Origin of the sequence: Photorhabdus cinerea (assembly GCF_011189575.1) — a bacterium.
GTDB lineage: Bacteria > Pseudomonadota > Gammaproteobacteria > Enterobacterales > Enterobacteriaceae > Photorhabdus > Photorhabdus cinerea.
Map to the genome: position 1 here is coordinate 365,767 of NZ_PUJW01000001.1, position 20,982 is coordinate 386,748.

Below are 20,982 nucleotides of genomic sequence, written 5' to 3' on the forward strand. Positions count from 1 at the left end.
CATGGCGGATTATGTGGGTAAAAAAGTCATCATTATTGGGTTAGGGCTAACGGGCCTCTCCTGTGTTGACTTTTTTATGGCGCGGGGTGTTATTCCTCGCGTGATCGATACCCGTGCAATGCCACCTGGCAGGAGTAAATTGCCTGATGAGGTTGAATGTCATAGTGGTAGCCTGAATGCCAAATGGTTGATGGATGCTGACTTGATTGTTGTAAGCCCAGGTGTTGCTCTGGCAACAGCCGAATTACTGGCTGCGGCTAATGCTGGCATAGAAATTGTTGGCGATATCGAGTTATTTTGCCGTGAAGCAACAGCCCCGATAATCGCAATCACCGGTTCTAATGGTAAAAGTACCGTGACTAGTCTTGTCGGAGAAATGGCGAAAGCGGCTGATTGGCAAGTGGGTGTCGGCGGTAATATCGGTCTTCCTGCGTTAGAACTATTGAAACAATCTTGTCAGCTTTATGTTTTGGAACTTTCCAGTTTCCAGTTGGAAACTACATATAGTCTCAAGGCAGCAGCGGCAACTGTGCTGAATGTAACTGAAGATCATATGGATCGTTATCCTCAAGGCTTGTCTCAGTATCGGGCAGTTAAATTGAGGGTTTATCATCAGGCGAAGACATGCATTGTTAATGCTCAGGACTCTTTAACATTGCCGGAAACTGGTACCGATAGTCGTTGTATTAGTTTTGGTGTCGATTGTGGTGACTACCAACTTGACAGTAAAAATGCGTTTTTGAAAGTTCACAATGAATCACTGTTAGCGACAAATGAAATCAAACTGACAGGGTGGCATAACTACGTTAATGGGTTGGCTGCACTGGCGTTAGTTGATGCAGTTGGTATTCCCCGTAAAGCCAGCCTGGCAGCATTGGCGGTTTACCCAGGGCTTGAGCATCGTTTCCAGCTTGTTCATCTGAACAAGGGGATACGCTGGATTAACGACTCTAAAGCAACCAATGTTGGTAGTACGGAAGCGGCTCTTAATGGCTTGGAGCTGAATGGCATGCTTTATTTGCTGTTGGGTGGTGAGGGTAAATCAGCAGACTTTTCTCCGCTCAAACCTTTCCTTAGCAGAAATAAAATCCGGCTTTACTGTTTTGGTCGTGATGGTAAACGGTTGGCGCAACTACGCCCGGAAATAGCTATATTGACTGAAACTATGGAACAGGCGATGCGTGATATTGCGCCGCGATTGGTTGCCGGCGACATGGTGCTGTTATCTCCTGCTTGTGCCAGCCTTGATCAGTTTCGTAATTTTGAACAGCGTGGTCATGAGTTTGCTCGTCTGGCTGAGGAGTTAGGCTGATGTCTATTTCCGGGTTCAGTAGATTAAAAGACTGGATTATTGGTGGCCGTGAAACCGATGCTACTAATATGGTGTTGTATGATCGCACCTTGATTTGGCTGACACTCGGATTAGGTATTATCGGCTTTGTTATGGTGGCTTCGGCGTCAATGCCGGTTGGGCAGCGTCTTGCAGAAGATCCATTTCTGTTTGCTAAACGTGATGCGATTTATCTGTTGCTAGCTTTCGGATTGTCATTAATAACACTACGTATTCCAATGGATTTATGGCAGCGCTATAGCAACCTGATGTTGCTTGTCTCTGTTATTCTACTACTGGTTGTATTGGCGGTAGGAAGCTCGGTAAATGGTGCCTCGCGTTGGATTGCGCTTGGACCTTTGAGAATTCAGCCAGCTGAGTTATCCAAACTTTCTCTATTTTGTTATCTCGCCAGTTATCTGGTGCGTAAAGTGGAAGAAGTACGGAATAACTTCTGGGGATTCTGTAAGCCAATGGGCGTCATGGTGGTGTTGGCTGTATTACTTTTAGCTCAGCCTGACCTGGGAACTGTGGTAGTGCTGTTTGTAACAACATTGGCTATGTTATTTCTAGCGGGAGCAAAATTGTGGCAGTTTCTGGCAATTATTGGTTCGGGGATATTTGCAGTAGCTCTATTAATTATTGCTGAGCCCTATCGTATACGCCGTGTAACTTCTTTTCTGGACCCTTGGGAAGATCCGTATGGCAAAGGTTATCAATTAACACAATCTTTGATGGCTTTTGGTCGTGGGGAGTTTTTGGGGCAAGGATTGGGAAATTCAGTACTGAAGCTGGCATATCTACCCGAAGCGCATACTGACTTTATTTTCTCTGTTTTGGCAGAAGAATTGGGTTACGTAGGTGTGGTTTTGGCGTTGTTAATGATATTCTTCGTCGCTTTTCGTGCGATGACCATAGGTCGTCGTGCGTTGCAGATGGATCAGCGTTTTTCTGGTTTTTTGGCTTGTTCAATTGGTATCTGGTTCAGTTTTCAAACCCTGGTTAACGTCGGGGCTGCCGCAGGCATGTTACCGACCAAAGGTCTGACTTTACCTCTGATTAGTTATGGGGGTTCAAGTTTGTTGATTATGTCGACCGCTATCGTATTGCTATTAAGAATTGATTTTGAAACACGTTTGGCAAAAGCACAGGCGTTTGTAAGGAGTTCTCGATGAGTGGTAAGACCCGGCGTTTGATGGTGATGGCTGGTGGAACCGGAGGACATGTCTTCCCAGGCTTAGCTGTAGCTCATCACTTAAAAAACCAAGGCTGGGAAGTTCGTTGGCTGGGAACAGCGGATCGTATGGAAGCAGATTTAGTGCCGAAACATGGTATTGAAATTGAATTTGTTCAGATTTCTGGCTTGAGAGGTAAGGGAATTAAAGCACTGCTAACGGCGCCAGCACGAATTTTCAAAGCAATTCGTCAGGCAAAAGCGATTATGCGCCGCTATCAGCCAGACGTAGTGCTCGGAATGGGGGGGTATGTTTCTGGCCCCGGTGGTATTGCTGCGTGGATGTGTGGTATTCCGGTTGTCTTGCATGAGCAGAATGGTATTGCCGGGCTGACAAACCGTTGGCTGGCAAAAATCGCTACAACTGTTTTACAGGCATTCCCCGGCGCATTCCCAAAAGCGCCTATTGTTGGGAACCCTGTTCGTGAAGATGTGCTGACATTACCCACACCTGAGCAGCGTTTGGCAGGGCGTGAAGGCCCGGTTCGGGTTCTGGTTATTGGTGGTAGTCAGGGCGCGAGAGTTCTCAACCAGATAATGCCCGAAGTTGCAGCCCGTATGGGTGATAAAATTACCCTTTGGCATCAGACTGGCAAAGGGGTTAAAGAAAGTGTTCAGGATGCCTATAATAATTCCGTTAAATGTGAACATAAGGTTACTGAATTTATTGACAATATGGCGCAAGCTTATGCCTGGGCTGATGTAGTGGTTTGTCGTTCTGGTGCGTTGACAGTCAGCGAAGTGGCAGCAGCTGGATTACCTGGGATTTTTGTACCATTTCAGCATAAAGATCGTCAGCAATACTGGAATGCGCTGCCACTGGAAAGAGCTGGTGCAGCAAAAATACTGGAACAACCACAACTTACGGTTGATGCAGTGGTGGAATTATTAACTCAGTGGCAACGCCCACAATTGTTGGAAATGGCAAAAAAAGCCCGTTCAGCAGCAATTACTGATGCAACTGAGCAAGTATCGGCGGCATTAATCGATGCAGCCAAAAAATGATTCAGACCACCTGAAAAAGGGTGGTGAAGTAAACATATACAGTGAAGAAGAAAACGTGAATACACAACAACTGGCGAAATTAAGAGCTTTCGTGCCTGAAATGAGAAAAGTCAGGCATATCCACTTTGTCGGCATTGGTGGTGCTGGTATGGGGGGGATCGCCGAAGTGTTGGCCAATGAAGGTTATCAGATTAGCGGATCTGATTTGGCGCCAAATCCGGTAACTCGGCAACTAACTAAGTTAGGTGCTCAGATTTATTTTAACCATCGTCCTGAAAATGTACTGGATGCTAGTGTTGTTGTGGCTTCAACTGCAATCTTAGCAGATAACCCAGAAATTATTGCTGCTCGTGAAGCTCGGATTCCGGTCATTCGCAGAGCAGAAATGTTGGCAGAACTGATGCGTTACCGTCATGGTATTGCTATTGCTGGTACTCATGGCAAAACAACTACCACGGCGATGATTTCCAGTATTTATGCACAGGCTGGTTTAGACCCAACGTTTGTTAATGGTGGTTTAGTCAAAGCAGCAGGAACACATGCCCGTCTTGGTAGTAGCCGCTATTTAATTGCGGAAGCCGACGAAAGCGATGCTTCTTTCCTGCATTTGCAGCCCATGGTGGCAGTAGTTACTAATATCGAAGCAGACCATATGGATACCTATCATGGTGACTTCGAAAAACTGAAACAGACATTTATCAGCTTCCTGCACAACTTACCTTTCTATGGGCGTGCAGTCATGTGCATTGATGATCCAGTCGTCAAAGAGTTAATCCCTCGTGTGGGACGCTATATCACGACTTATGGCTTCAGTGAGGAAGCAGATGTACGTATCACCCATTATGAGCAAAAAGGTGCTCAAGGGTATTTTACTGTTAGTCGCCAAGATATGGTTGATTTGAAAGTCGTATTGAATGCACCGGGTCGCCATAATGCGCTAAATGCGGCGGCGGCAATTGCTGTTGCAACCGAAGAAGGTATTTCTGGCAGTGATATTCTGGCTGCGTTAGCCGGTTTTCAGGGAACCGGACGCCGTTTTGATTTTCTAGGGAATTTTTCTCTGGAACATATTAACCGCAAAAGTGGTAGTGCAATGTTGGTTGATGATTATGGTCATCATCCAACGGAAGTGGATGCAACCATTAAAGCCGCTCGTGCTGGCTGGCCGGATAAGCGTATTGTGATGATATTTCAGCCTCATCGTTATACTCGGACGCGTGATCTGTACGATGATTTTGCCAATGTATTGAATCAGGTAGATGTATTGCTAATGCTGGACGTTTACTCTGCTGGCGAAGCGGTTATTCCGGGGGCGGATAGCCGTTCGTTGTGCCGTACTATTCGTAGCCGCGGTAAGTTAGATCCGATTCTGGTATCTGAGCCAGAAAAAGTGGCCGCTGTGTTGGCACAGGTACTAGACGGTAATGATTTAGTTTTGGTTCAAGGGGCCGGGAATATAGGCAAAATAGCGCGCAATCTGGCTGAAACCAAATTACAGCCATCTTTGAATGAGGAAAAACACCATGGCTGAGAAAGTCGCGGTATTGTTGGGAGGAACTTCTGCTGAGCGTGAAGTTTCACTGTTATCGGGACATGCCGTGCTAGCTGGATTGAAAGAAGCAGGTATTGATGTTCATCCAGTTGATACAAAAGATTTTCCTGTAACGCAACTTAAAGAGGCAGGATTTGAGAAAGTCTTTATCGCTCTTCATGGTCGTGGTGGGGAAGATGGTACTTTGCAAGGCGTATTAGAATTTTTGCAGCTGCCTTATACCGGAAGTGGTGTGATGGCTTCTGCATTATCGATGGATAAATTGCGTACAAAGCAGTTATGGCAAGGGATAGGATTAACTGTCTCGCCATATGTTGCAATTAATTTTCAGCAGTTTGAACAATTTACTGATTCGCAACTCCAAGAATATGTAACAGATTTAGGTTTGCCATTAATTGTTAAGCCAAGTCTGGAAGGTTCCAGTGTGGGTATGACTAAGGTTAATGAGATTTCAGAGTTGCGTGACGCACTGGAAATGGCATTTCGTTATGACGCTGACTTGCTGGTAGAAAAATGGTTGTACGGCCCAGAATACACTGTAGCTATTCTTGATGATACGGCTTTACCTTCTATCCGTATTCAGCCCGCTGCTGTTTTTTATGACTATGATGCAAAATATTGGTCTGAGGAAACGAAGTACTTTTGTCCGAGTGGCTTAAGTGATGAAAAAGAGCAACAACTGGCAGAACTAGCACTAAAAGCCTACAAATCGGTTGGATGCAGTGGCTGGGGGCGGGTAGATGTCATGATGGACACTGATGGTGGTTTCTATCTGTTAGAAGTGAATACATCTCCTGGGATGACCAACCATAGCTTGGTACCAATGGCAGCACGTCAAGCAGGGTTAAATTTTTCACAATTGGTAGTAAAGATTTTGGAGTTGGCTGATTGATATGTCTCAGGCGGCCCTGAAAGTAAAGGGGCGGGATAGTGAAAATAGTCGTTCCCGCCCTAGTAATGGCTCTTATCTGGCAGGACTTATCTTCTTCCTGATGGTACTTGGGACCATTATTTGGGGTGGTTGGGCAGTTCTTAACTGGATGAAAGATGCTAACAGATTGCCTATTTCAAAGCTGGTGGTAACGGGTGAGCGTCATTACACCACCAACGATGATATTCGGCAGGCAATTTTGTCATTAGGGCAGCCGGGAACTTTCATGACGCAGGATGTGAATATCATTCAGCAACAGATTGAACGAATGCCATGGATAAGGCAAGTCACTGTCCGTAAACAGTGGCCTGATGAGCTGAGAATTCATCTGGTAGAATATGTTCCTTATGTGCGTTGGAATGATACACAAATGCTGGATGCAGAAGGGCTGGTGTTCAGTATACCGGTTGAATGGGAAGCTAAAGGTCATTACCCGATGCTTTATGGCCCACAAGGTAGTGAGAAAGAGGTGCTTGATAGCTACCGGGCAATGGCTAAACTTCTCGCTGCCAATAAATTGAAATTAAAAGCTGCGGCAATGACTGCGCGTCGTTCATGGCAACTGACACTGGATAATGATATCCGATTAAAGCTGGGAAGAATGAATACAACAGGTCGTATTAAACGTTTTATCGAGCTTTATCCACTATTACAGCAGAACACAGAGAAAAGAGTGGATTACGTGGATTTACGTTATGACAGTGGTGCTGCGGTAGGTTGGGCTCCTTTACTAATTGGTGCTCCGGTCAATGGGTAATAAACAGTTACTGGCAATAATATAGAGGCAGGCAGAATAACAATGATCAAATCGACGGACAGAAAATTAGTAGTTGGCCTTGAGATTGGCACAGCAAAGGTATCTGCCCTTGTTGGTGAAATTCTGCCCGATGGTATGGTTAATATTATCGGGGTGGGAAGCTGTCCATCCCGCGGCATGGATAAAGGTGGTGTAAACGATCTGGAGTCGGTTGTTAAATGTGTACAGCGGGCTATCGATCAGGCTGAATTGATGGCGGATTGTCAAATTTCTTCTGTTTATCTGGCGTTATCTGGAAAACATATCAGTTGTCAGAATGAAATTGGGATGGTTCCCATTTCTGAAGAGGAAGTCACCCAGGAAGATGTAGACAATGTCGTTCATACTGCCAAATCGGTTCGTGTACGCGATGAATACCGAATACTCCATGTTATTCCTCAAGAGTATGCGATCGATTACCAGGAAGGCATCAAAAATCCGGTAGGGCTTTCCGGAGTGCGTATGCAGGCGAAAGTTCATCTGATTACCTGCCATAACGATATGGCGAAAAATATTGCAAAAGCCGTTGAGCGTTGTGGTTTGAAAGTCGATCAGCTTATTTTTTCCGGTTTGGCTGCCAGCTATGCAGTTTTGACTGAGGATGAGCGTGAACTAGGTGTTTGTGTGGTAGATATTGGCGGTGGGACGATGGATATCGCGGTGTATACCGGCGGAGCGCTACGTCATACCAAAGTAATCCCTTACGCTGGGAACGTCGTTACCAGCGATATTGCTTATGCCTTTGGTACGCCACCAAGCGATGCCGAAGCGATAAAAGTACGTCACGGTTGTGCGCTGGGTTCGTTGGTTAGCAAGGATGAAAGTGTGGAGGTACCGAGTGTCGGTGGGCGCCCACCACGTAGCTTACAGCGCCAAACGCTGGCTGAAGTGATTGAGCCACGTTACATCGAATTACTGAATTTAGTGAATGATGAAATCCTGCGATTGCAGGAACAGTTACGTCAGCAAGGTGTTAAACACCATTTGGCTGCGGGTATTGTCTTAACCGGTGGTGGTGCCCAGATTGATGGTTTGGCTGAATGTGCCCAGCGTGTATTCCACGCTCAGGTGCGTATTGGTCAACCTCTTAATATTACTGGCCTGACGGACTATGCGCAGGAACCCTATTATTCAACAGCAGTAGGGTTGTTGCATTACGGAAAAGCCTCTCACCTTAATGGTGATGCGGATATTGAAAAACATGTTTCAGTGAGTCGCTGGTTTAAGAAAGTCAGTAGCTGGCTGAAAAAAGAGTTTTAATTTTATACAGAGACTACATCTGTTTTTTGGTCTCGATATAAAGGCACAAAGCGGAGAGAAACTATGTTTGAACCAATAGAATTAACCAATGACGCGGTGATTAAAGTCATCGGCGTCGGCGGTGGCGGCGGTAATGCTGTTGAGCACATGGTGCGCGAGCGCATCGAAGGTGTTGAATTCTTCGCAGTAAATACGGATGCTCAGGCATTGCGTAAAACTGCTGTCGGCCAGACTATTCAGATTGGTAATGGTATTACTAAAGGCTTGGGGGCTGGTGCAAACCCAGAAGTTGGCCGTACTGCTGCACAAGAAGATCGTGAGTCGTTGCGTACTGCTCTTGATGGTGCAGATATGGTATTTATCGCTGCCGGTATGGGCGGCGGTACCGGTACTGGTGCAGCACCTGTGGTCGCTGAAATCGCGAAAGAACTTGGGATTTTGACAGTTGCCGTCGTGACTAAACCTTTTAATTTTGAAGGTAAGAAACGTATGGCATTTGCTGAACAGGGGATCACTGAACTGTCCAAACATGTGGATTCATTGATTACTATCCCTAACGACAAATTGTTGAAAGTTCTTGGCCGTGGTATTTCACTACTGGATGCTTTTGGTGCAGCTAATGACGTCTTGAAAGGTGCAGTTCAGGGTATTGCCGAACTGATAACGCGTCCAGGCTTGATGAATGTTGACTTTGCTGACGTGCGCACCGTGATGTCCGAAATGGGCTACGCGATGATGGGTTCTGGTATTGCTCAGGGTGAAGATCGTGCAGAAGAGGCCGCTGAAATGGCAATTTCCAGCCCGTTACTAGAAGATATCGATTTGTCTGGTGCTCGTGGTGTTTTGGTTAACATTACTGCTGGCTTTGATCTGCGTTTGGATGAGTTCGAAACCGTGGGTAACACTATTCGGGCATTCGCGTCTGATAATGCAACTGTCGTTATCGGTACTTCTCTGGACCCAGACATGAATGATGAGTTGCGTGTGACTGTGGTTGCTACCGGTATTGGCATGGATAAGCGTCCTGAAATTACGCTAGTCACCAACAAGGTATCTCAATCAAGTGCAATGGAGCACCGTCATCAGCAGATGTCTGGTGGTATGTCCTCATTGTCTGAAGAGAATAAACCCGCGGCAAAAGTGGTGAATGACCAAAACGCACAAACAAACAAGGAACCAGATTATCTGGATATTCCTGCATTTTTACGTAAACAGGCCGATTAATAGCTAAAAGATTGGATTCTCCGCTTTTTGTGCTAAACTTCCCCGCCAACCATAGTGTATAGTGGTTGGCAGGATGGATAACATTGCGAGATAAAACGATGATCAAACAAAGGACACTTAAACGTATTGTTCAGGCGACTGGCGTCGGTTTGCACACCGGTAAGAAAGTCACGCTGACAATGCGCCCAGCACCGGCTAATACCGGGGTCATCTATCGTCGCACTGACTTGAATCCACCGGTTGATTTTCCGGCAGATGCAAAATCTGTGCGTGATACTATGCTCTGTACTTGCCTGGTGAATGAGCATGATGTGCGAATTTCAACAGTTGAGCACCTGAACGCAGCACTTGCAGGGTTGGGTATCGATAATATTGTTATCGAAGTTGATGCACCAGAAATTCCTATTATGGATGGTAGTGCCAGCCCGTTTGTCTTTTTGCTGCTGGATGCTGGTATTGAAGAATTGAACACATCTAAAAAATTCCTGCGTATTAAAGAAGCTGTTCGTGTGGGAGATGGCGATAAGTGGGCAGAGATGACACCTTATAATGGTTTCAGTCTGGATTTCACTATTGATTTCAATCATCCTGCGATTGATTCAAGTTCTCAACGTTACTGCCTAGATTTTTCAGCAGATGCGTTTGTTCGTCAAATCAGTCGTGCACGTACCTTCGGCTTTATGCGTGATATTGAGTACTTACAATCTAAAGGCTTGTGTTTAGGCGGTAGTTTTGATTGTGCGATCGTTGTTGATGACTATCGTGTGCTTAATGAAGATGGTTTGCGTTTTGAAGACGAATTTGTTCGCCATAAAATGCTAGATGCAATCGGTGATTTATTTATGTGTGGCTATAACATCATTGGCGCGTTTACTGCGTTCAAATCTGGTCATGCATTGAACAATAAACTGTTGCAGGCAGTTTTGGCGCAAGAAAGTGCGTGGGAACTGATCACTTTCGAAGATGAAGCTGAAATGCCGCAGGCTTTTCGTGCTCCATCAACTGTAATGGCATAACTCTTGGGTATGCAAGAGATAACTCAATGATACATCAGTGGGTTGTGTTATCAGTGATTTTGTTTTCGCTGATGTTTTTTATTCAGCGTTAGCGCTTCTTGTTGGCTGTGCTAGCACCCTCTCCGGCTAGTGCAGCCAATCGTTCCAATCTCTCCTTTAATTTTTTCGGACTACGGTTCGCCAATACTATTAATTCCTTAGCACTCTCTTGACTTAACCGACGTATCGGTGAGGTTTTGTGACTGCTACTCATTGTTTTTGCGAGGCTCTGCGCATTATTGTCACGCTTAACCATTAGTGATGGGTTAATCCTGATGTCGATCGATGACAATGATGGTAGAATTTCACTTCTTAATGTGGAGAGCAGTGTTGGCAACTCGTAACGTAATCTGGTCATCCAACTGGCGTTTCCTGCTTCCAGTACCAGAATTTGTTTGCGATAATTGGCGACCCGGCACCACGGATGTAATTGTGCGGGGAGTAGGCTGATAACCGCACGATTTAGTTTTAATAAAGCGACAGCATGTTGCTGGATAACATGAAGCGGGCTTTTCTCAACGGTAGAAGCGTCTTCAAAAAGAACATCTAATGATTGTGGGCGACTATCGCGCATATAAAAGTAGCTCCGGTATAACGAAGGATTAATGGGTATTCTAAATCTTTGGCGACAATTTGGCAGACGTTATTTCTGGCCACATCTGTTATTAGGGATGGTCGCGGCAAGTATTGGTGTTCCTACCATCTTAGTGGGTGTTACGGATAATATCTTACAAGCTAATACATCATCCAGTCAGCGTTGGCAAAATCAGGCTTTATCGGCTTTTGATAACCTATTCTCACCGCAAAATGTTCAGCGTCAGCCTGCCAATAATGGTGCTAATTACTGGCAACAACATGCTGTACGTAATATGATCCGTCAGCTTTCTTTTGCTTTTTTTGTTTCCCAACCTATGAACAATGAAACAGCAAAACAAAGTATCCGGTTAAGTTCTTCCAATATTCAGCAGATTGTGCTGGAAACGCTAAATGCACTGTTAACTCGGGAGCCTCAGCTACCTGAACCGGTTTCAGAGACACAATTTCCGATTACCGTATCACAATCTTCTCATACTACGGCGTTTTGGATTGCAAAAGCCCAAGGTATTCGTGCAGGTCCTTCTGCTTACCTTTGATCTTCATTTTTTTACAAGTTTCGAATAAATAACTATTTGTTGGCTGCGAGATAACGGCCTTATCTGAGATGTAACTAATTATGCTGATTAAATTATTAACTAAGGTTTTTGGTAGTCGTAATGATCGTACATTGCGTCGTATGCGTAAGGTAGTTGATGTAATCAACCGCATGGAGTCAGAATTTGAAAAACTATCTGATGACGAATTAAAAGGTAAAACGATTGAATTCCGTGCTCGTTTGGAAAAAGGCGAATCGCTGGAGAATCTGTTACCTGAAGCATTTGCAACAGTACGCGAAGCGAGTAAGCGCGTGTTTGCTATGCGCCATTTTGACGTTCAGCTACTAGGTGGTATGGTTCTGAATGAGCGTTGTATTGCTGAGATGCGTACCGGTGAAGGTAAAACACTCACAGCGACTTTGCCTGCTTATTTGAATGCACTAACTGGACGTGGTGTTCACGTAGTCACCGTGAATGATTATCTGGCACAGCGTGACGCTGAAAATAACCGTCCATTGTTTGAATTTCTGGGATTGAGCGTGGGTATCAACCTGCCAGGTATGCCCGCACCCGCTAAACGCGAAGCATATGCAGCGGATATTACCTACGGCACAAACAACGAATATGGCTTTGACTATCTTCGTGACAACATGGCATTTAGTCCAGAAGAACGTGTTCAACGTAAACTGCACTATGCGTTGGTGGATGAAGTTGACTCCATTCTGATTGATGAAGCCCGTACTCCATTGATTATTTCCGGCCCTGCTGAAGATAGCTCTGAGCTTTATATTAAAGTTAATAAGCTGATTCCTAAGCTGATCCGTCAGGAAAAAGAAGATTCAGATACTTTCCAGGGAGAGGGGCACTTCTCTGTTGATGAGAAGTCCCGTCAGGTTAACTTGACAGAACGCGGCTTGGTTCTGATTGAACAATTACTGGTGGATACCAAATTGATGGAAGAAGGTGAATCCCTGTATTCACCCACTAACATTATGTTGATGCACCATGTTACCGCTGCGTTACGTGCTCATGCTTTATTTACCCGTGATGTTGATTACATCGTGAAAGATGGTGAAGTTATTATTGTTGATGAGCATACTGGCCGTACTATGCAGGGGCGTCGTTGGTCTGATGGGCTACATCAGGCTGTTGAAGCTAAAGAAGGCGTAGAAATTCAAAACGAAAACCAAACCTTGGCTTCGATTACTTTCCAAAATTACTTCCGTCTGTATGAAAAACTGGCGGGTATGACCGGTACGGCAGATACAGAAGCATTTGAGTTTAGCTCTATTTATAAGCTTGATACCATTGTGGTGCCAACAAACCGCCCAATGATCCGTAATGATTTGCCGGATCTGGTTTATATGACCGAAGCTGAAAAAATTGAAGCTATCATTGAAGATATCCGCGAATGTACCGGTAAAGGGCAACCGGTATTGGTGGGAACTATTTCTATTGAAAAATCTGAACTGGTTTCCTGTGAACTGACTAAAGCGGGTATCGAGCACAACGTGCTTAACGCCAAATTCCATGCAATGGAAGCAGATATTATTGCGCAGGCTGGTCAGGCGAGTGCAGTAACTATTGCGACTAATATGGCAGGTCGTGGTACCGATATTGTGCTGGGAGGTAGTTGGCAGGCAGAAATTGCTAAACTGGAAGAACCAACAGAAGTTCAGATTGAAGAGATTAAAGCTGCATGGCAGGAGCGCCATGATATTGTTCTGGCTGCGGGTGGTTTGCATATTATCGGCACGGAGCGTCATGAATCCCGCCGTATTGATAATCAGTTACGTGGGCGTTCCGGTCGTCAAGGGGATGCTGGATCATCCCGTTTCTATTTATCAATGGAAGACTCACTGATGCGTATTTTTGCATCTGATCGTGTTACGGGTATGATGCGTAAACTTGGTATGAAACCTGGTGAGGCGATTGAACACCCGTGGGTAACTAAAGCTATTGCCAATGCTCAGCGTAAAGTAGAAAGCCGTAACTTCGACATACGTAAGCAATTGCTGGAATACGATGATGTTGCTAATGATCAGCGCCGTGCTATCTATACACAGCGCAATGATTTGCTGGATGTCAGTGATGTTAGCGAAACTATTAGTAGCATTCGTGAAGATGTATTTAAAGCAACCATTGATGCTTATATTCCCCCTCAATCTCTGGAAGAGATGTGGGATATAGAAGGTTTGCAGCAGCGTTTAATGGCTGATTTTGATTTGGAGCTACCGATCAAAGAGTGGTTGGATAAAGAGCCTGAACTACATGAAGAAACTTTGCGTGAGCGTATTCTTGAACAGGCTGTTGAAATCCATAAACGTAAAGAAGAGATTGTTAGCACTGAAATGATGCGTAACTTTGAAAAAGGTATCATGTTGCAGACTCTGGATATGTTGTGGAAAGAACATCTGGCTGCAATGGATTATCTGCGTCAGGGTATCCACCTGCGTGGTTATGCTCAGAAAGATCCAAAACAGGAGTACAAACGTGAATCTTTCGCCATGTTTGCAAACATGTTGGAATCGCTGAAATATGAAGTGATTAGTACATTAAGCAAAGTTCAGGTGAGAATGCCGGAAGAGGTTGAGGCATTAGAACAGCAACGTCGTATGGAAGCTGAACGTCTGGCAAAACAACAGCAATTAAGCCATGAAGTTGAAAAAGGTGCTTTGATGTCTAAAACAGAAGCTCAGATAGCCAGTGGTGTTCGTAAAGTAGGCCGTAATGATTTTTGTCCTTGTGGCTCAGGTAAGAAATATAAACATTGCCATGGGCGTTTGCAGTAATGATGAAAAGGCGGGAAACCGCCTTTTTACTGTCAGCCTTAATCTACCTCCTTTGGAAACGATATTTGACTATTGGTTGTTTAAGCAGCCAAAAAATAGATGAAGATAATAGTGATATGGAAAAGAAACACCTGCATATAGCTGCTGGAATTATTAGAAACTCACAATATGAAATTTTTATTACTCAGCGTCATGCTGATACACATATGGGGGGATTCTGGGAGTTTCCTGGTGGGAAGGTCGAAAAGGGGGAAACACCTGAACAGGCGTTGGTTCGTGAACTACAGGAAGAAATAGGTATTACTGTTACTCATTATGAGTTGGTAAAAACGGTTGAACATGATTTTCCTGATAGACTAATTACCCTTTATTTCTTCCTGGTAGGTGAATGGGAAAATGAGCCTTTCGGCAAAGAAGGTCAGCTTTCTCGGTGGGTGTTACAGAAAGATTTAATTGCAGATGAATTCCCACCTGCTAATCGCAGCATTGTCGCCTTATTGACTACTTGAGTTGTCTATAGCCGCATTAATAATAACGCGGCTATTTATTATTGCTCAGGTTGTTCACTCCAATCATCGCTATCGGAGTTTTCACTTTGGCTTGATATCCGTTTCTCTTCATTTGTCCACTCGCCTAAGTCAATCAACTGACAGCGTTTACTGCAAAATGGGCGGTATGGGCTTATTTCTCCCCAAACCACACTTTTACTACATATTGGACATTCAATGGTTAATAACTCAGACATAATCTCTCTCCGGACAATTAGTTTGTAATCTTAACAGCATGCCAGTTCAAATGGCAAATGAGCAGGTATAGAGCCTTTTTCACTATCTAGAGGTAAAAAACGGATAGCAAAGCGGGTCTTATGACCAGAGATTTGAGGGAACAATAAAGGTTTTAATGGTAACCGTAATCTTAGTAAATCTGAACCTTCTGCTGTATCTTGGTGAAAACCGTTTTTACTGACTTCTGAACGGAAGGTAGCAGACTGGCGTATTAGTTCTAAAATACTTTCCAGGGCTTGTTGGAGTGGCAACAAGCTATCAATCCAGAATGAAACCATTTTATCTCTTTCTGATTGTGGCAAGTGAAGCCATAAATGCAGGGTGGGTAGATCAAAACCACAGCAACCACTTGGAATACTGAGGCGCTGGCGTACCATACTAATGATTTTATCTTCTTTAAGGGATTGCCCTAGTCGTGGTGCTTTGCTTAGTGCAACAGCTCGTTCTTTTAATTTTAATCTGAAATTATTGACGATATTAATATCAACATCAGGTATCTTGGCCCATTGTTTTAATTTCGCTTGTTGGCGTTCTAATTCTTTTAATAGTTCTGAACGTACTTCACCTCGTTCTAAAACTTCAAGGAGTTCAGCAACAGTACGGAAAAAGGCAAGGCTACTTGCCAATGAGTTTAAATGGCGTTGACTGGTGAGCTGTTGCAGAGAAGATTCAATCCGCAACCATGATCGCATTTTTTCATTCAGTGGGTGTTCAAAAATAATTGTAGAAGTTGGGTCACTCATCATGATTATCCTGTCTGGCTGATCCAGCTAATCTTAAATATTGTTGATGTAGTTCGGCAACACAAGGAGCAATTGTCTGTACGTTATCATGATTTGAGATAATGTCATCGGCATAAGCCAGCCTCTCGCTACGGGATGCCTGTGCAGCTAAAATATTTTCAACCTGTTGGTTGCTAATACCATCACGAGTGGCTACTCGGCTGATTTGTAATTCAGGTGAAACGTCAACGACTAGAATTCGATCTGCCAGATGCCCCAAATTATTTTCGACTAATAATGGAATAACCCAAATCACATAAGGTGCAGTTATCTGCTCTAATTGGCGTCTGGTTTCTTTATGTATTAGAGGGTGAAGGAGTTGGTTAATCCACTGTTTTTCTTGTTGATTTGTGAAAATTTTCTGGCGTAACAGTGTTCGGTTCAGTCTACCATCTGGCGTTAGTATTTCATGTCCAAAGCGTTCTTTGATGGCTTGTAAAGCAGGAGTTCCAGGAGCTACGATTTCTCTGGCAATAATATCTGCATCAACAAGAGGAACACCAAGAGCTGCAAAAGCATTGGCTATAGTGGTTTTACCGCTGCCAATCCCACCTGTGAGTGCAATAATATAAGTCATCCTATCCCTTAATATTACTTGATAGTATTTTGGGATTGTAACCGAAAGGGAGGCAGATGACCTAGAGCAAAACCATGGAATTGTTTTTATTTCAAGTGAGTATTGTACCTAGCTGAAAAATTGGTAAATACATTGCGAGTAATAGTATGCCAACAATAGTAGCTATTATAACCATAAGTATTGGTTCCAGTAGCTGAGCCATATTCTCAGAAATTTCCAGTGCCTGTTGTTGATACCAGTCGGCTAGATTCTCCAATAACAGTTCTAAATTGCCAGACTCTTCGCCAACACTGATGAATTGTTGGCACAATGCAGGAAAACAAGGTTGTTGTTTCAGTGCTTCGCTCATTGATATTCCTTGATTAATTTGGGCACGTAAGAATTTCGTTGCTTTCAAAAATACCGGATGATTTATTGATGCAATAGCACTGTCTAACCCGGCTGTGAGTGTCAGGCCAGCTTTTTGTGTCATAAATAGGATATGGAAAAGTTGCCCTAATTGTTGGCAGCTAATTAATTTCGCAATAATCGGTAAACGTAATATTAGATTTTTCTCACGGACAATCCATATTATGTGGCGTTGGCGTAACTGTAGGTAAGATAGGAGTAGTACTATTAATCCAATAGCACCATAGCCACCATATTGAATAAGCCAGTTGGAAGTCATTAATAAACTACGGGTCAGCAAAGGGAGTTGTGCATCAAATGAACGATAAATGTGTTCAAATTCAGGTAAGACAAAAATCAGCATTAATAAAATAATGATGCTGGCAACAACGGTAATAATCAGAGGATAACGCAATGCTTTCGCTATTTTTTTTGTAACTTATCTTGTTGTTCCTGTTGTTTAACCAATAATTGGCAGCAGTTCTCTAATTGGCCAGTTAACTCACCAACAGCAATGAGTTGATAAAATAGAGTTGGAAATAGAAATGGATAATTTTTTAATGAAGCGGAGAGTGATTCTCCGCGGGTAATTTTTTTGCTAATATCTGATAATACACAATGCCATAATGGATTAACACATTCTCGAATAAGAATATTCAGGCAATTGAGTAATGGCATTCCTGATGATAATAGTGTTGCCAATTGACGAATAAAGTTTATCCGGTAGGCAATTTGTTGATGGTGATAAAATATCCATTTGTCACATTTTATATTATAAGGTTGCAATCCAACATGGATAAGTTGTTGGTATAAAACTTTTCGGTTATCACATAGTGATTTTCCTTTTGATATTTCACCTTTATTATTAATTGCTTGCCAATGATAAATATAATGGATTTTCATTACTCTTCTTGTCCTGTAACTTGATAAATTTCTTCTAGTGTAGTGATTCCTTGTTCTACTAATAAAATACCGGATGAAAACAAGGTCTCTTTTCTTTGAGAAATAATAATTCTTTGTAAGTCTTGAGGAGCTTGCTGTGATAATACTTGCTGGAGTTCATGTGTTATTTCCAAAAAATCATAAATAGCAGTTCGGCCATAATAACCAGAGAAACAATGCTTGCAACCAACTGCTAGCCATTGCCTGATAAATACAGAATTACTTCCAATATTAATCACTGTTTCATCCGTTTGCTGATTACGGCAATGAGGGCATAATTTTCTAACAAGTCGTTGGGCGATAATTAATTTGATACAAGACGCAGCCATATAACCTGAAATACCCAGATTTTGTAGGCGAGATAATGTATCTACGGTTGAATTGGTGTGCAGTGTAGAAAGAACCAGATGACCTGTTTGTGCCGCTTTTACTGAGATTTCGGCTGTTTCACTATCACGTATTTCTCCTACCATAATAACATCTGGATCTTGTCGTAATAATGCTCGTAATACTTTGGAAAAATTGAGATCAATTTTACTGTTAATTTGTGTCTGATTAATACCGTTGAGCGGGATTTCAACAGGGTCTTCTACACTGCAAATATTCTTTTTATTCTGATTCAGATATTGTAAACAGCTATATAAAGTTACGGTTTTTCCGCTACCTGTTGGGCCTGTCACTAAAATCATCCCTTGTGGTAATGCTAATTTTTGTCGTAGTTGATTTAACAACTGATCAGGGATACCTAACTGATCCAGTGACAGTTGCCGCATTGTATTTAATATTCTGAGTACAACTTTTTCTCCATGTATTGTTGGTAAGGTGGCCATACGGATAGCATAGTTGTGTTGTGCGTCATACCAATCAAATTGTCCATCTTGAGGTAGCCGTTTTTCGGCAATATTCAATTTCGCCATGATCTTAAGGCGTGCGGCAATGCTGGCATTCATTTGAGGAGATGGAGATGATAAGAGGTGTAATGCTCCATCAACTCGGATACGAATACGATAACCTTGTTGAAATGGTTCAAAATGAATATCAGATGCACGCCGTTGAATTGCAGTTAATAAAGTCTGATTAATAAGCTGAATGACTGGTGCATCATTTTCATCTGCATTAATATCCGTTGTAGGTGGTAATAAAGGTGATTCTTCCTCTGGTAAATGACTTAGTGAAATGTTTTGGTGTAATATTGATTCAATTCGTGCCAGCGGCCAAATTTCTACATTAACGATACGCCCGGAAATAAAGCGTAATGCCGCTAATAGATCATCATTGGGTAATTCACTGCTAGCAATTGTTATCGTATTATCATCTTTTTTTATCACAACAGATTGATGTCGCTGACAAATATCATGAATTTCTCTTTCCATCAATGTGTTTTCTGCTACTGAAAGTGGATTCATTATTTCTTCCTGAGTCAATATATATTTATAAGGACGATAAATTAACTGTCTATTCTATTATACCCGTTATCTTTCAAGTTGCCTCTTTGTTGGCTGCACTCACCCCGGTCACAGAGTTATCTATGCTCCCTTGCCGTCGCGATCCATCTTGAAATCCATTGGGTATACATCTATTTGGCTCTAGAATTTGAATATTTCCTGACAACGATTCTTTAATGATTTACTTGCAGATTCGCATTTATAAATCCATTTAATTGTATCTGTCTGTGGGTTTTTCATTGGAATCAATATAACGTTAAGATCTTTAAGGCTCTGTTGTCCATTAATAGTAATTTCTCCCTCTTTAACTGAAATATTTCCAATATATCTGCTATTGTGACTATTAGGAATTGAAGTTGCTCCTGAATTACAGCCTTTAAAATCTTCAGTTTCAAAACTGCAAAGCTCTATACTTGATTTATAAGGCACAATAGCTTGTAACATATCTGTTAAAGCTGCTTTCTGAATATATCCCTGGTAACTGGGAATACCAATAGCACTTAGGATGGAAATGATAGCAATAGCAACCATGATCTCCATTAAAGTAAATCCTTGTTGTTTTTTCATATTCTTTCCCCGTGTTGTAGTATTGCGATATGGAGAATGAAGGAAAGAGAAAAAAATGAAACAGGATATATGGAGGTTATGGAATTGACTCGAAAAAATATTTCTGAATTGCAAGGTTTGCAAAAATATTTACGGTGGTGTTCGCAAATTTTCTAGCTACCCATTGCTAATTTACACCACCATCAATATCATTATTGTTAATTACTGAAAGCGCATTGAGAGATCTAATGCTTTAATATGTTTGGTGAGTGCTCCAACAGAAATAAAGTCAATACCTGTTTCAGCATAGCTGCGCAGGGTATTTAGGGTGATATTACCTGATACTTCTAAAGCGACTTTACCTGATGTAATAGCGACGGCTTCTTTCATCATTGGAATAGTAAAATTGTCCAGCATAATAATATCAACATTGGATTTCAGAGCCAGGATCAACTCATCCAGGGTTTCTACTTCGACTTCAACAAGAACATCAGGGTGAGAATAACGAGCTTTATCTACTGCCTGTTTAATAGAGCCATTGGCAATAATATGGTTTTCTTTGATGAGGAAAGCGTCGAATAATCCAAGGCGGTGATTATTACCACCTCCGCAAAGTACAGCATATTTTAGGGCTGTGCGTAATCCCGGTAGCGTTTTACGCGTATCAAGTAATTGGGTCTTTAAACCGGTAAGAAGGCGAACATAATGACTGACTTCTGTTGCGACACCAGAGAGCGTCTGAATAAAGTTAAGAGCAGTGCGTTCGCCTGTCAGTAATACAGGTGCTGAGCCTTGTAATACACAGAGTTTTTGGTTGGCTATAATTGAATCGCCATCTTTTACCAGCCATTCAACGGAGGTTTGATCGCCCAATTGAGTGAAGACTTCGTTCAGCCATTGCTGACCACAGAAAATGCCATCTTCTCGAGTAATAATTATTGCGGTGGCTTGTTTATCTGCTGGAATTAACTGACCAGTAATGTCAGATGCTAAATCTGTGTTTCCGCCCAGATCTTCTTTTAGTGCGAGAGTTACACTGGCAGGGATGTCGCTCTGCAAACTTTCCATCAGAACAGCACGGCGCTGATCTGTATTGTAATTTTGTTTTGTCATTAAAAGCTCCAGGGGTGATAACAATATTGATGGTCTTAACATGCTACCCTGTTGTGTAGTGAACAACTACTATCACTATCTTGGTTTTGCTAT

General features: G+C 42.8%; 21 protein-coding genes. 12 read left to right on the forward strand and 9 right to left on the reverse strand.

Annotated features, from left to right (window positions below):
- Nucleotide 1 precedes the first annotated feature (1 nt).
- The 9 genes from murD to lpxC all read left to right on the forward strand — a co-directional run bounded on the left by murD (nt 2) and on the right by lpxC (nt 10,348).
- The gene (murD, locus tag C5469_RS01705) at nt 2–1,312 is read left to right on the forward strand and encodes a UDP-N-acetylmuramoyl-L-alanine--D-glutamate ligase (RefSeq protein WP_166301691.1); all 1,311 of its coding nucleotides are present in this window, start codon (nt 2–4) and stop codon (nt 1,310–1,312) included.
- Nucleotides 1,312–2,505 carry a cell division protein FtsW gene (gene ftsW, locus C5469_RS01710; RefSeq protein WP_166301401.1) on the forward strand — a complete coding sequence of 398 codons (1,194 nt, stop codon included), beginning with the start codon at nt 1,312–1,314 and terminating at the stop codon, nt 2,503–2,505. The genes murD and ftsW overlap by 1 nt, the downstream gene beginning before the upstream one ends.
- Nucleotides 2,502–3,569, forward strand: a complete 1,068-nt coding sequence (gene murG, locus C5469_RS01715; protein ID WP_166301404.1) for an undecaprenyldiphospho-muramoylpentapeptide beta-N-acetylglucosaminyltransferase — start codon at nt 2,502–2,504, stop codon at nt 3,567–3,569. Before ftsW ends, murG begins: the two co-directional genes overlap by 4 nt.
- 55 nt (nt 3,570–3,624) lie before the next feature.
- Nucleotides 3,625–5,100, forward strand: a complete 1,476-nt coding sequence (gene murC, locus C5469_RS01720; protein ID WP_166301694.1) for a UDP-N-acetylmuramate--L-alanine ligase — start codon at nt 3,625–3,627, stop codon at nt 5,098–5,100.
- Nucleotides 5,093–6,013: a D-alanine--D-alanine ligase gene (locus C5469_RS01725; protein ID WP_166301407.1), complete on the forward strand. Its 921-nt coding sequence runs from the start codon at nt 5,093–5,095 to the stop codon at nt 6,011–6,013. The genes murC and C5469_RS01725 overlap by 8 nt, the downstream gene beginning before the upstream one ends.
- A gap of 1 nt (nt 6,014) precedes the next feature.
- Entirely contained in the window at nt 6,015–6,809 is a 795-nt protein-coding gene (gene ftsQ, locus C5469_RS01730) for a cell division protein FtsQ (RefSeq protein WP_166301410.1), read from the forward strand.
- Between the two features lie 42 nt (nt 6,810–6,851).
- Nucleotides 6,852–8,108 (forward strand): cell division protein FtsA, encoded by a 1,257-nt coding sequence (ftsA, locus tag C5469_RS01735; RefSeq protein WP_166301413.1) that lies wholly within the window; start codon nt 6,852–6,854, stop codon nt 8,106–8,108.
- Nucleotides 8,109–8,171: 63 nt separating this feature from the next.
- On the forward strand, nt 8,172–9,332 hold the full coding sequence (ftsZ, locus tag C5469_RS01740) for a cell division protein FtsZ (RefSeq protein ID WP_166301416.1): 1,161 nt from the start codon (nt 8,172–8,174) through the stop codon (nt 9,330–9,332).
- A 98-nt stretch (nt 9,333–9,430) separates the two neighbouring features.
- Nucleotides 9,431–10,348 (forward strand): UDP-3-O-acyl-N-acetylglucosamine deacetylase, encoded by a 918-nt coding sequence (lpxC, locus tag C5469_RS01745; RefSeq protein WP_166301419.1) that lies wholly within the window; start codon nt 9,431–9,433, stop codon nt 10,346–10,348.
- Between the two features lie 88 nt (nt 10,349–10,436).
- Here lpxC and C5469_RS01750 read toward each other — a convergent pair whose 3' ends face one another.
- A complete protein-coding gene (locus C5469_RS01750) occupies nt 10,437–10,961 on the reverse strand; it encodes a DUF721 domain-containing protein (RefSeq protein WP_166301422.1) in 525 nt (174 codons plus the stop codon).
- Nucleotides 10,962–10,992: 31 nt separating this feature from the next.
- Between C5469_RS01750 and secM the strand changes: the two genes are divergently transcribed.
- From secM to mutT, 3 genes are all read left to right on the forward strand, one after another.
- Nucleotides 10,993–11,520, forward strand: a complete 528-nt coding sequence (gene secM, locus C5469_RS01755; RefSeq protein WP_166301425.1) for a secA translation cis-regulator SecM — start codon at nt 10,993–10,995, stop codon at nt 11,518–11,520.
- Between the two features lie 80 nt (nt 11,521–11,600).
- Nucleotides 11,601–14,312: a preprotein translocase subunit SecA gene (secA, locus tag C5469_RS01760; protein ID WP_166301428.1), complete on the forward strand. Its 2,712-nt coding sequence runs from the start codon at nt 11,601–11,603 to the stop codon at nt 14,310–14,312.
- A gap of 116 nt (nt 14,313–14,428) precedes the next feature.
- Nucleotides 14,429–14,821, forward strand: a complete 393-nt coding sequence (gene mutT, locus C5469_RS01765; protein ID WP_054479263.1) for an 8-oxo-dGTP diphosphatase MutT — start codon at nt 14,429–14,431, stop codon at nt 14,819–14,821.
- Between the two features lie 38 nt (nt 14,822–14,859).
- Here mutT and yacG read toward each other — a convergent pair whose 3' ends face one another.
- The 8 genes from yacG to nadC form a co-directional block, all read right to left on the reverse strand.
- A complete protein-coding gene (yacG, locus tag C5469_RS01770) occupies nt 14,860–15,057 on the reverse strand; it encodes a DNA gyrase inhibitor YacG (protein ID WP_166301431.1) in 198 nt (65 codons plus the stop codon).
- A 30-nt stretch (nt 15,058–15,087) separates the two neighbouring features.
- Nucleotides 15,088–15,840 carry a cell division protein ZapD gene (gene zapD / locus C5469_RS01775; protein WP_166301434.1) on the reverse strand — a complete coding sequence of 251 codons (753 nt, stop codon included), beginning with the start codon at nt 15,838–15,840 and terminating at the stop codon, nt 15,088–15,090.
- Complete coding sequence (coaE, locus tag C5469_RS01780) at nt 15,833–16,456, reverse strand: dephospho-CoA kinase (protein WP_166301437.1); 624 nt, start codon at nt 16,454–16,456, stop codon at nt 15,833–15,835. Before coaE ends, zapD begins: the two co-directional genes overlap by 8 nt.
- Nucleotides 16,457–16,547: 91 nt before the next feature.
- On the reverse strand, nt 16,548–17,258 hold the full coding sequence (locus tag C5469_RS23435) for a type II secretion system F family protein (protein ID WP_242689353.1): 711 nt from the start codon (nt 17,256–17,258) through the stop codon (nt 16,548–16,550).
- A gap of 8 nt (nt 17,259–17,266) precedes the next feature.
- The gene (locus tag C5469_RS23440; protein ID WP_242689354.1) at nt 17,267–17,746 is read right to left on the reverse strand and encodes a type II secretion system F family protein; all 480 of its coding nucleotides are present in this window, start codon (nt 17,744–17,746) and stop codon (nt 17,267–17,269) included.
- The gene (gspE, locus tag C5469_RS01790) at nt 17,746–19,191 is read right to left on the reverse strand and encodes a type II secretion system protein GspE (RefSeq protein WP_166301440.1); all 1,446 of its coding nucleotides are present in this window, start codon (nt 19,189–19,191) and stop codon (nt 17,746–17,748) included. Before gspE ends, C5469_RS23440 begins: the two co-directional genes overlap by 1 nt.
- Before the next feature lie 180 nt (nt 19,192–19,371).
- Nucleotides 19,372–19,797, reverse strand: coding sequence for a prepilin peptidase-dependent pilin (gene ppdD / locus C5469_RS01795; protein WP_166301443.1), 426 nt, complete (start codon nt 19,795–19,797; stop codon nt 19,372–19,374).
- A gap of 201 nt (nt 19,798–19,998) precedes the next feature.
- A complete protein-coding gene (gene nadC, locus C5469_RS01800; protein ID WP_166301446.1) occupies nt 19,999–20,889 on the reverse strand; it encodes a carboxylating nicotinate-nucleotide diphosphorylase in 891 nt (296 codons plus the stop codon).
- Between the last annotated feature and the right edge of the window lie 93 nt (nt 20,890–20,982).

Bases quoted from the DNA above. Each gene is read 5' to 3' on its own strand.
- murD (WP_166301691.1), top strand. From the start codon at position 2: ATGGCGGATTATGTGGGTAAAAAAGTCATCATTATTGGGTTAGGGCTA.
- ftsW (WP_166301401.1), top strand. From the start codon at position 1,312: ATGTCTATTTCCGGGTTCAGTAGATTAAAAGACTGGATTATTGGTGGC.
- murG (WP_166301404.1), top strand. From the start codon at position 2,502: ATGAGTGGTAAGACCCGGCGTTTGATGGTGATGGCTGGTGGAACCGGA.
- C5469_RS01725 (WP_166301407.1), top strand. From the start codon at position 5,093: ATGGCTGAGAAAGTCGCGGTATTGTTGGGAGGAACTTCTGCTGAGCGT.
- ftsQ (WP_166301410.1), top strand. From the start codon at position 6,015: ATGTCTCAGGCGGCCCTGAAAGTAAAGGGGCGGGATAGTGAAAATAGT.
- ftsA (WP_166301413.1), top strand. From the start codon at position 6,852: ATGATCAAATCGACGGACAGAAAATTAGTAGTTGGCCTTGAGATTGGC.
- ftsZ (WP_166301416.1), top strand. From the start codon at position 8,172: ATGTTTGAACCAATAGAATTAACCAATGACGCGGTGATTAAAGTCATC.
- lpxC (WP_166301419.1), top strand. From the start codon at position 9,431: ATGATCAAACAAAGGACACTTAAACGTATTGTTCAGGCGACTGGCGTC.
- C5469_RS01750 (WP_166301422.1), bottom strand. From the start codon at position 10,961: ATGCGCGATAGTCGCCCACAATCATTAGATGTTCTTTTTGAAGACGCT.
- secM (WP_166301425.1), top strand. From the start codon at position 10,993: ATGGGTATTCTAAATCTTTGGCGACAATTTGGCAGACGTTATTTCTGG.
- secA (WP_166301428.1), top strand. From the start codon at position 11,601: ATGCTGATTAAATTATTAACTAAGGTTTTTGGTAGTCGTAATGATCGT.
- mutT (WP_054479263.1), top strand. From the start codon at position 14,429: ATGGAAAAGAAACACCTGCATATAGCTGCTGGAATTATTAGAAACTCA.
- yacG (WP_166301431.1), bottom strand. From the start codon at position 15,057: ATGTCTGAGTTATTAACCATTGAATGTCCAATATGTAGTAAAAGTGTG.
- zapD (WP_166301434.1), bottom strand. From the start codon at position 15,840: ATGAGTGACCCAACTTCTACAATTATTTTTGAACACCCACTGAATGAA.
- coaE (WP_166301437.1), bottom strand. From the start codon at position 16,456: ATGACTTATATTATTGCACTCACAGGTGGGATTGGCAGCGGTAAAACC.
- C5469_RS23440 (WP_242689354.1), bottom strand. From the start codon at position 17,746: ATGAAAATCCATTATATTTATCATTGGCAAGCAATTAATAATAAAGGT.
- gspE (WP_166301440.1), bottom strand. From the start codon at position 19,191: ATGAATCCACTTTCAGTAGCAGAAAACACATTGATGGAAAGAGAAATT.
- ppdD (WP_166301443.1), bottom strand. From the start codon at position 19,797: ATGAAAAAACAACAAGGATTTACTTTAATGGAGATCATGGTTGCTATT.
- nadC (WP_166301446.1), bottom strand. From the start codon at position 20,889: ATGACAAAACAAAATTACAATACAGATCAGCGCCGTGCTGTTCTGATG.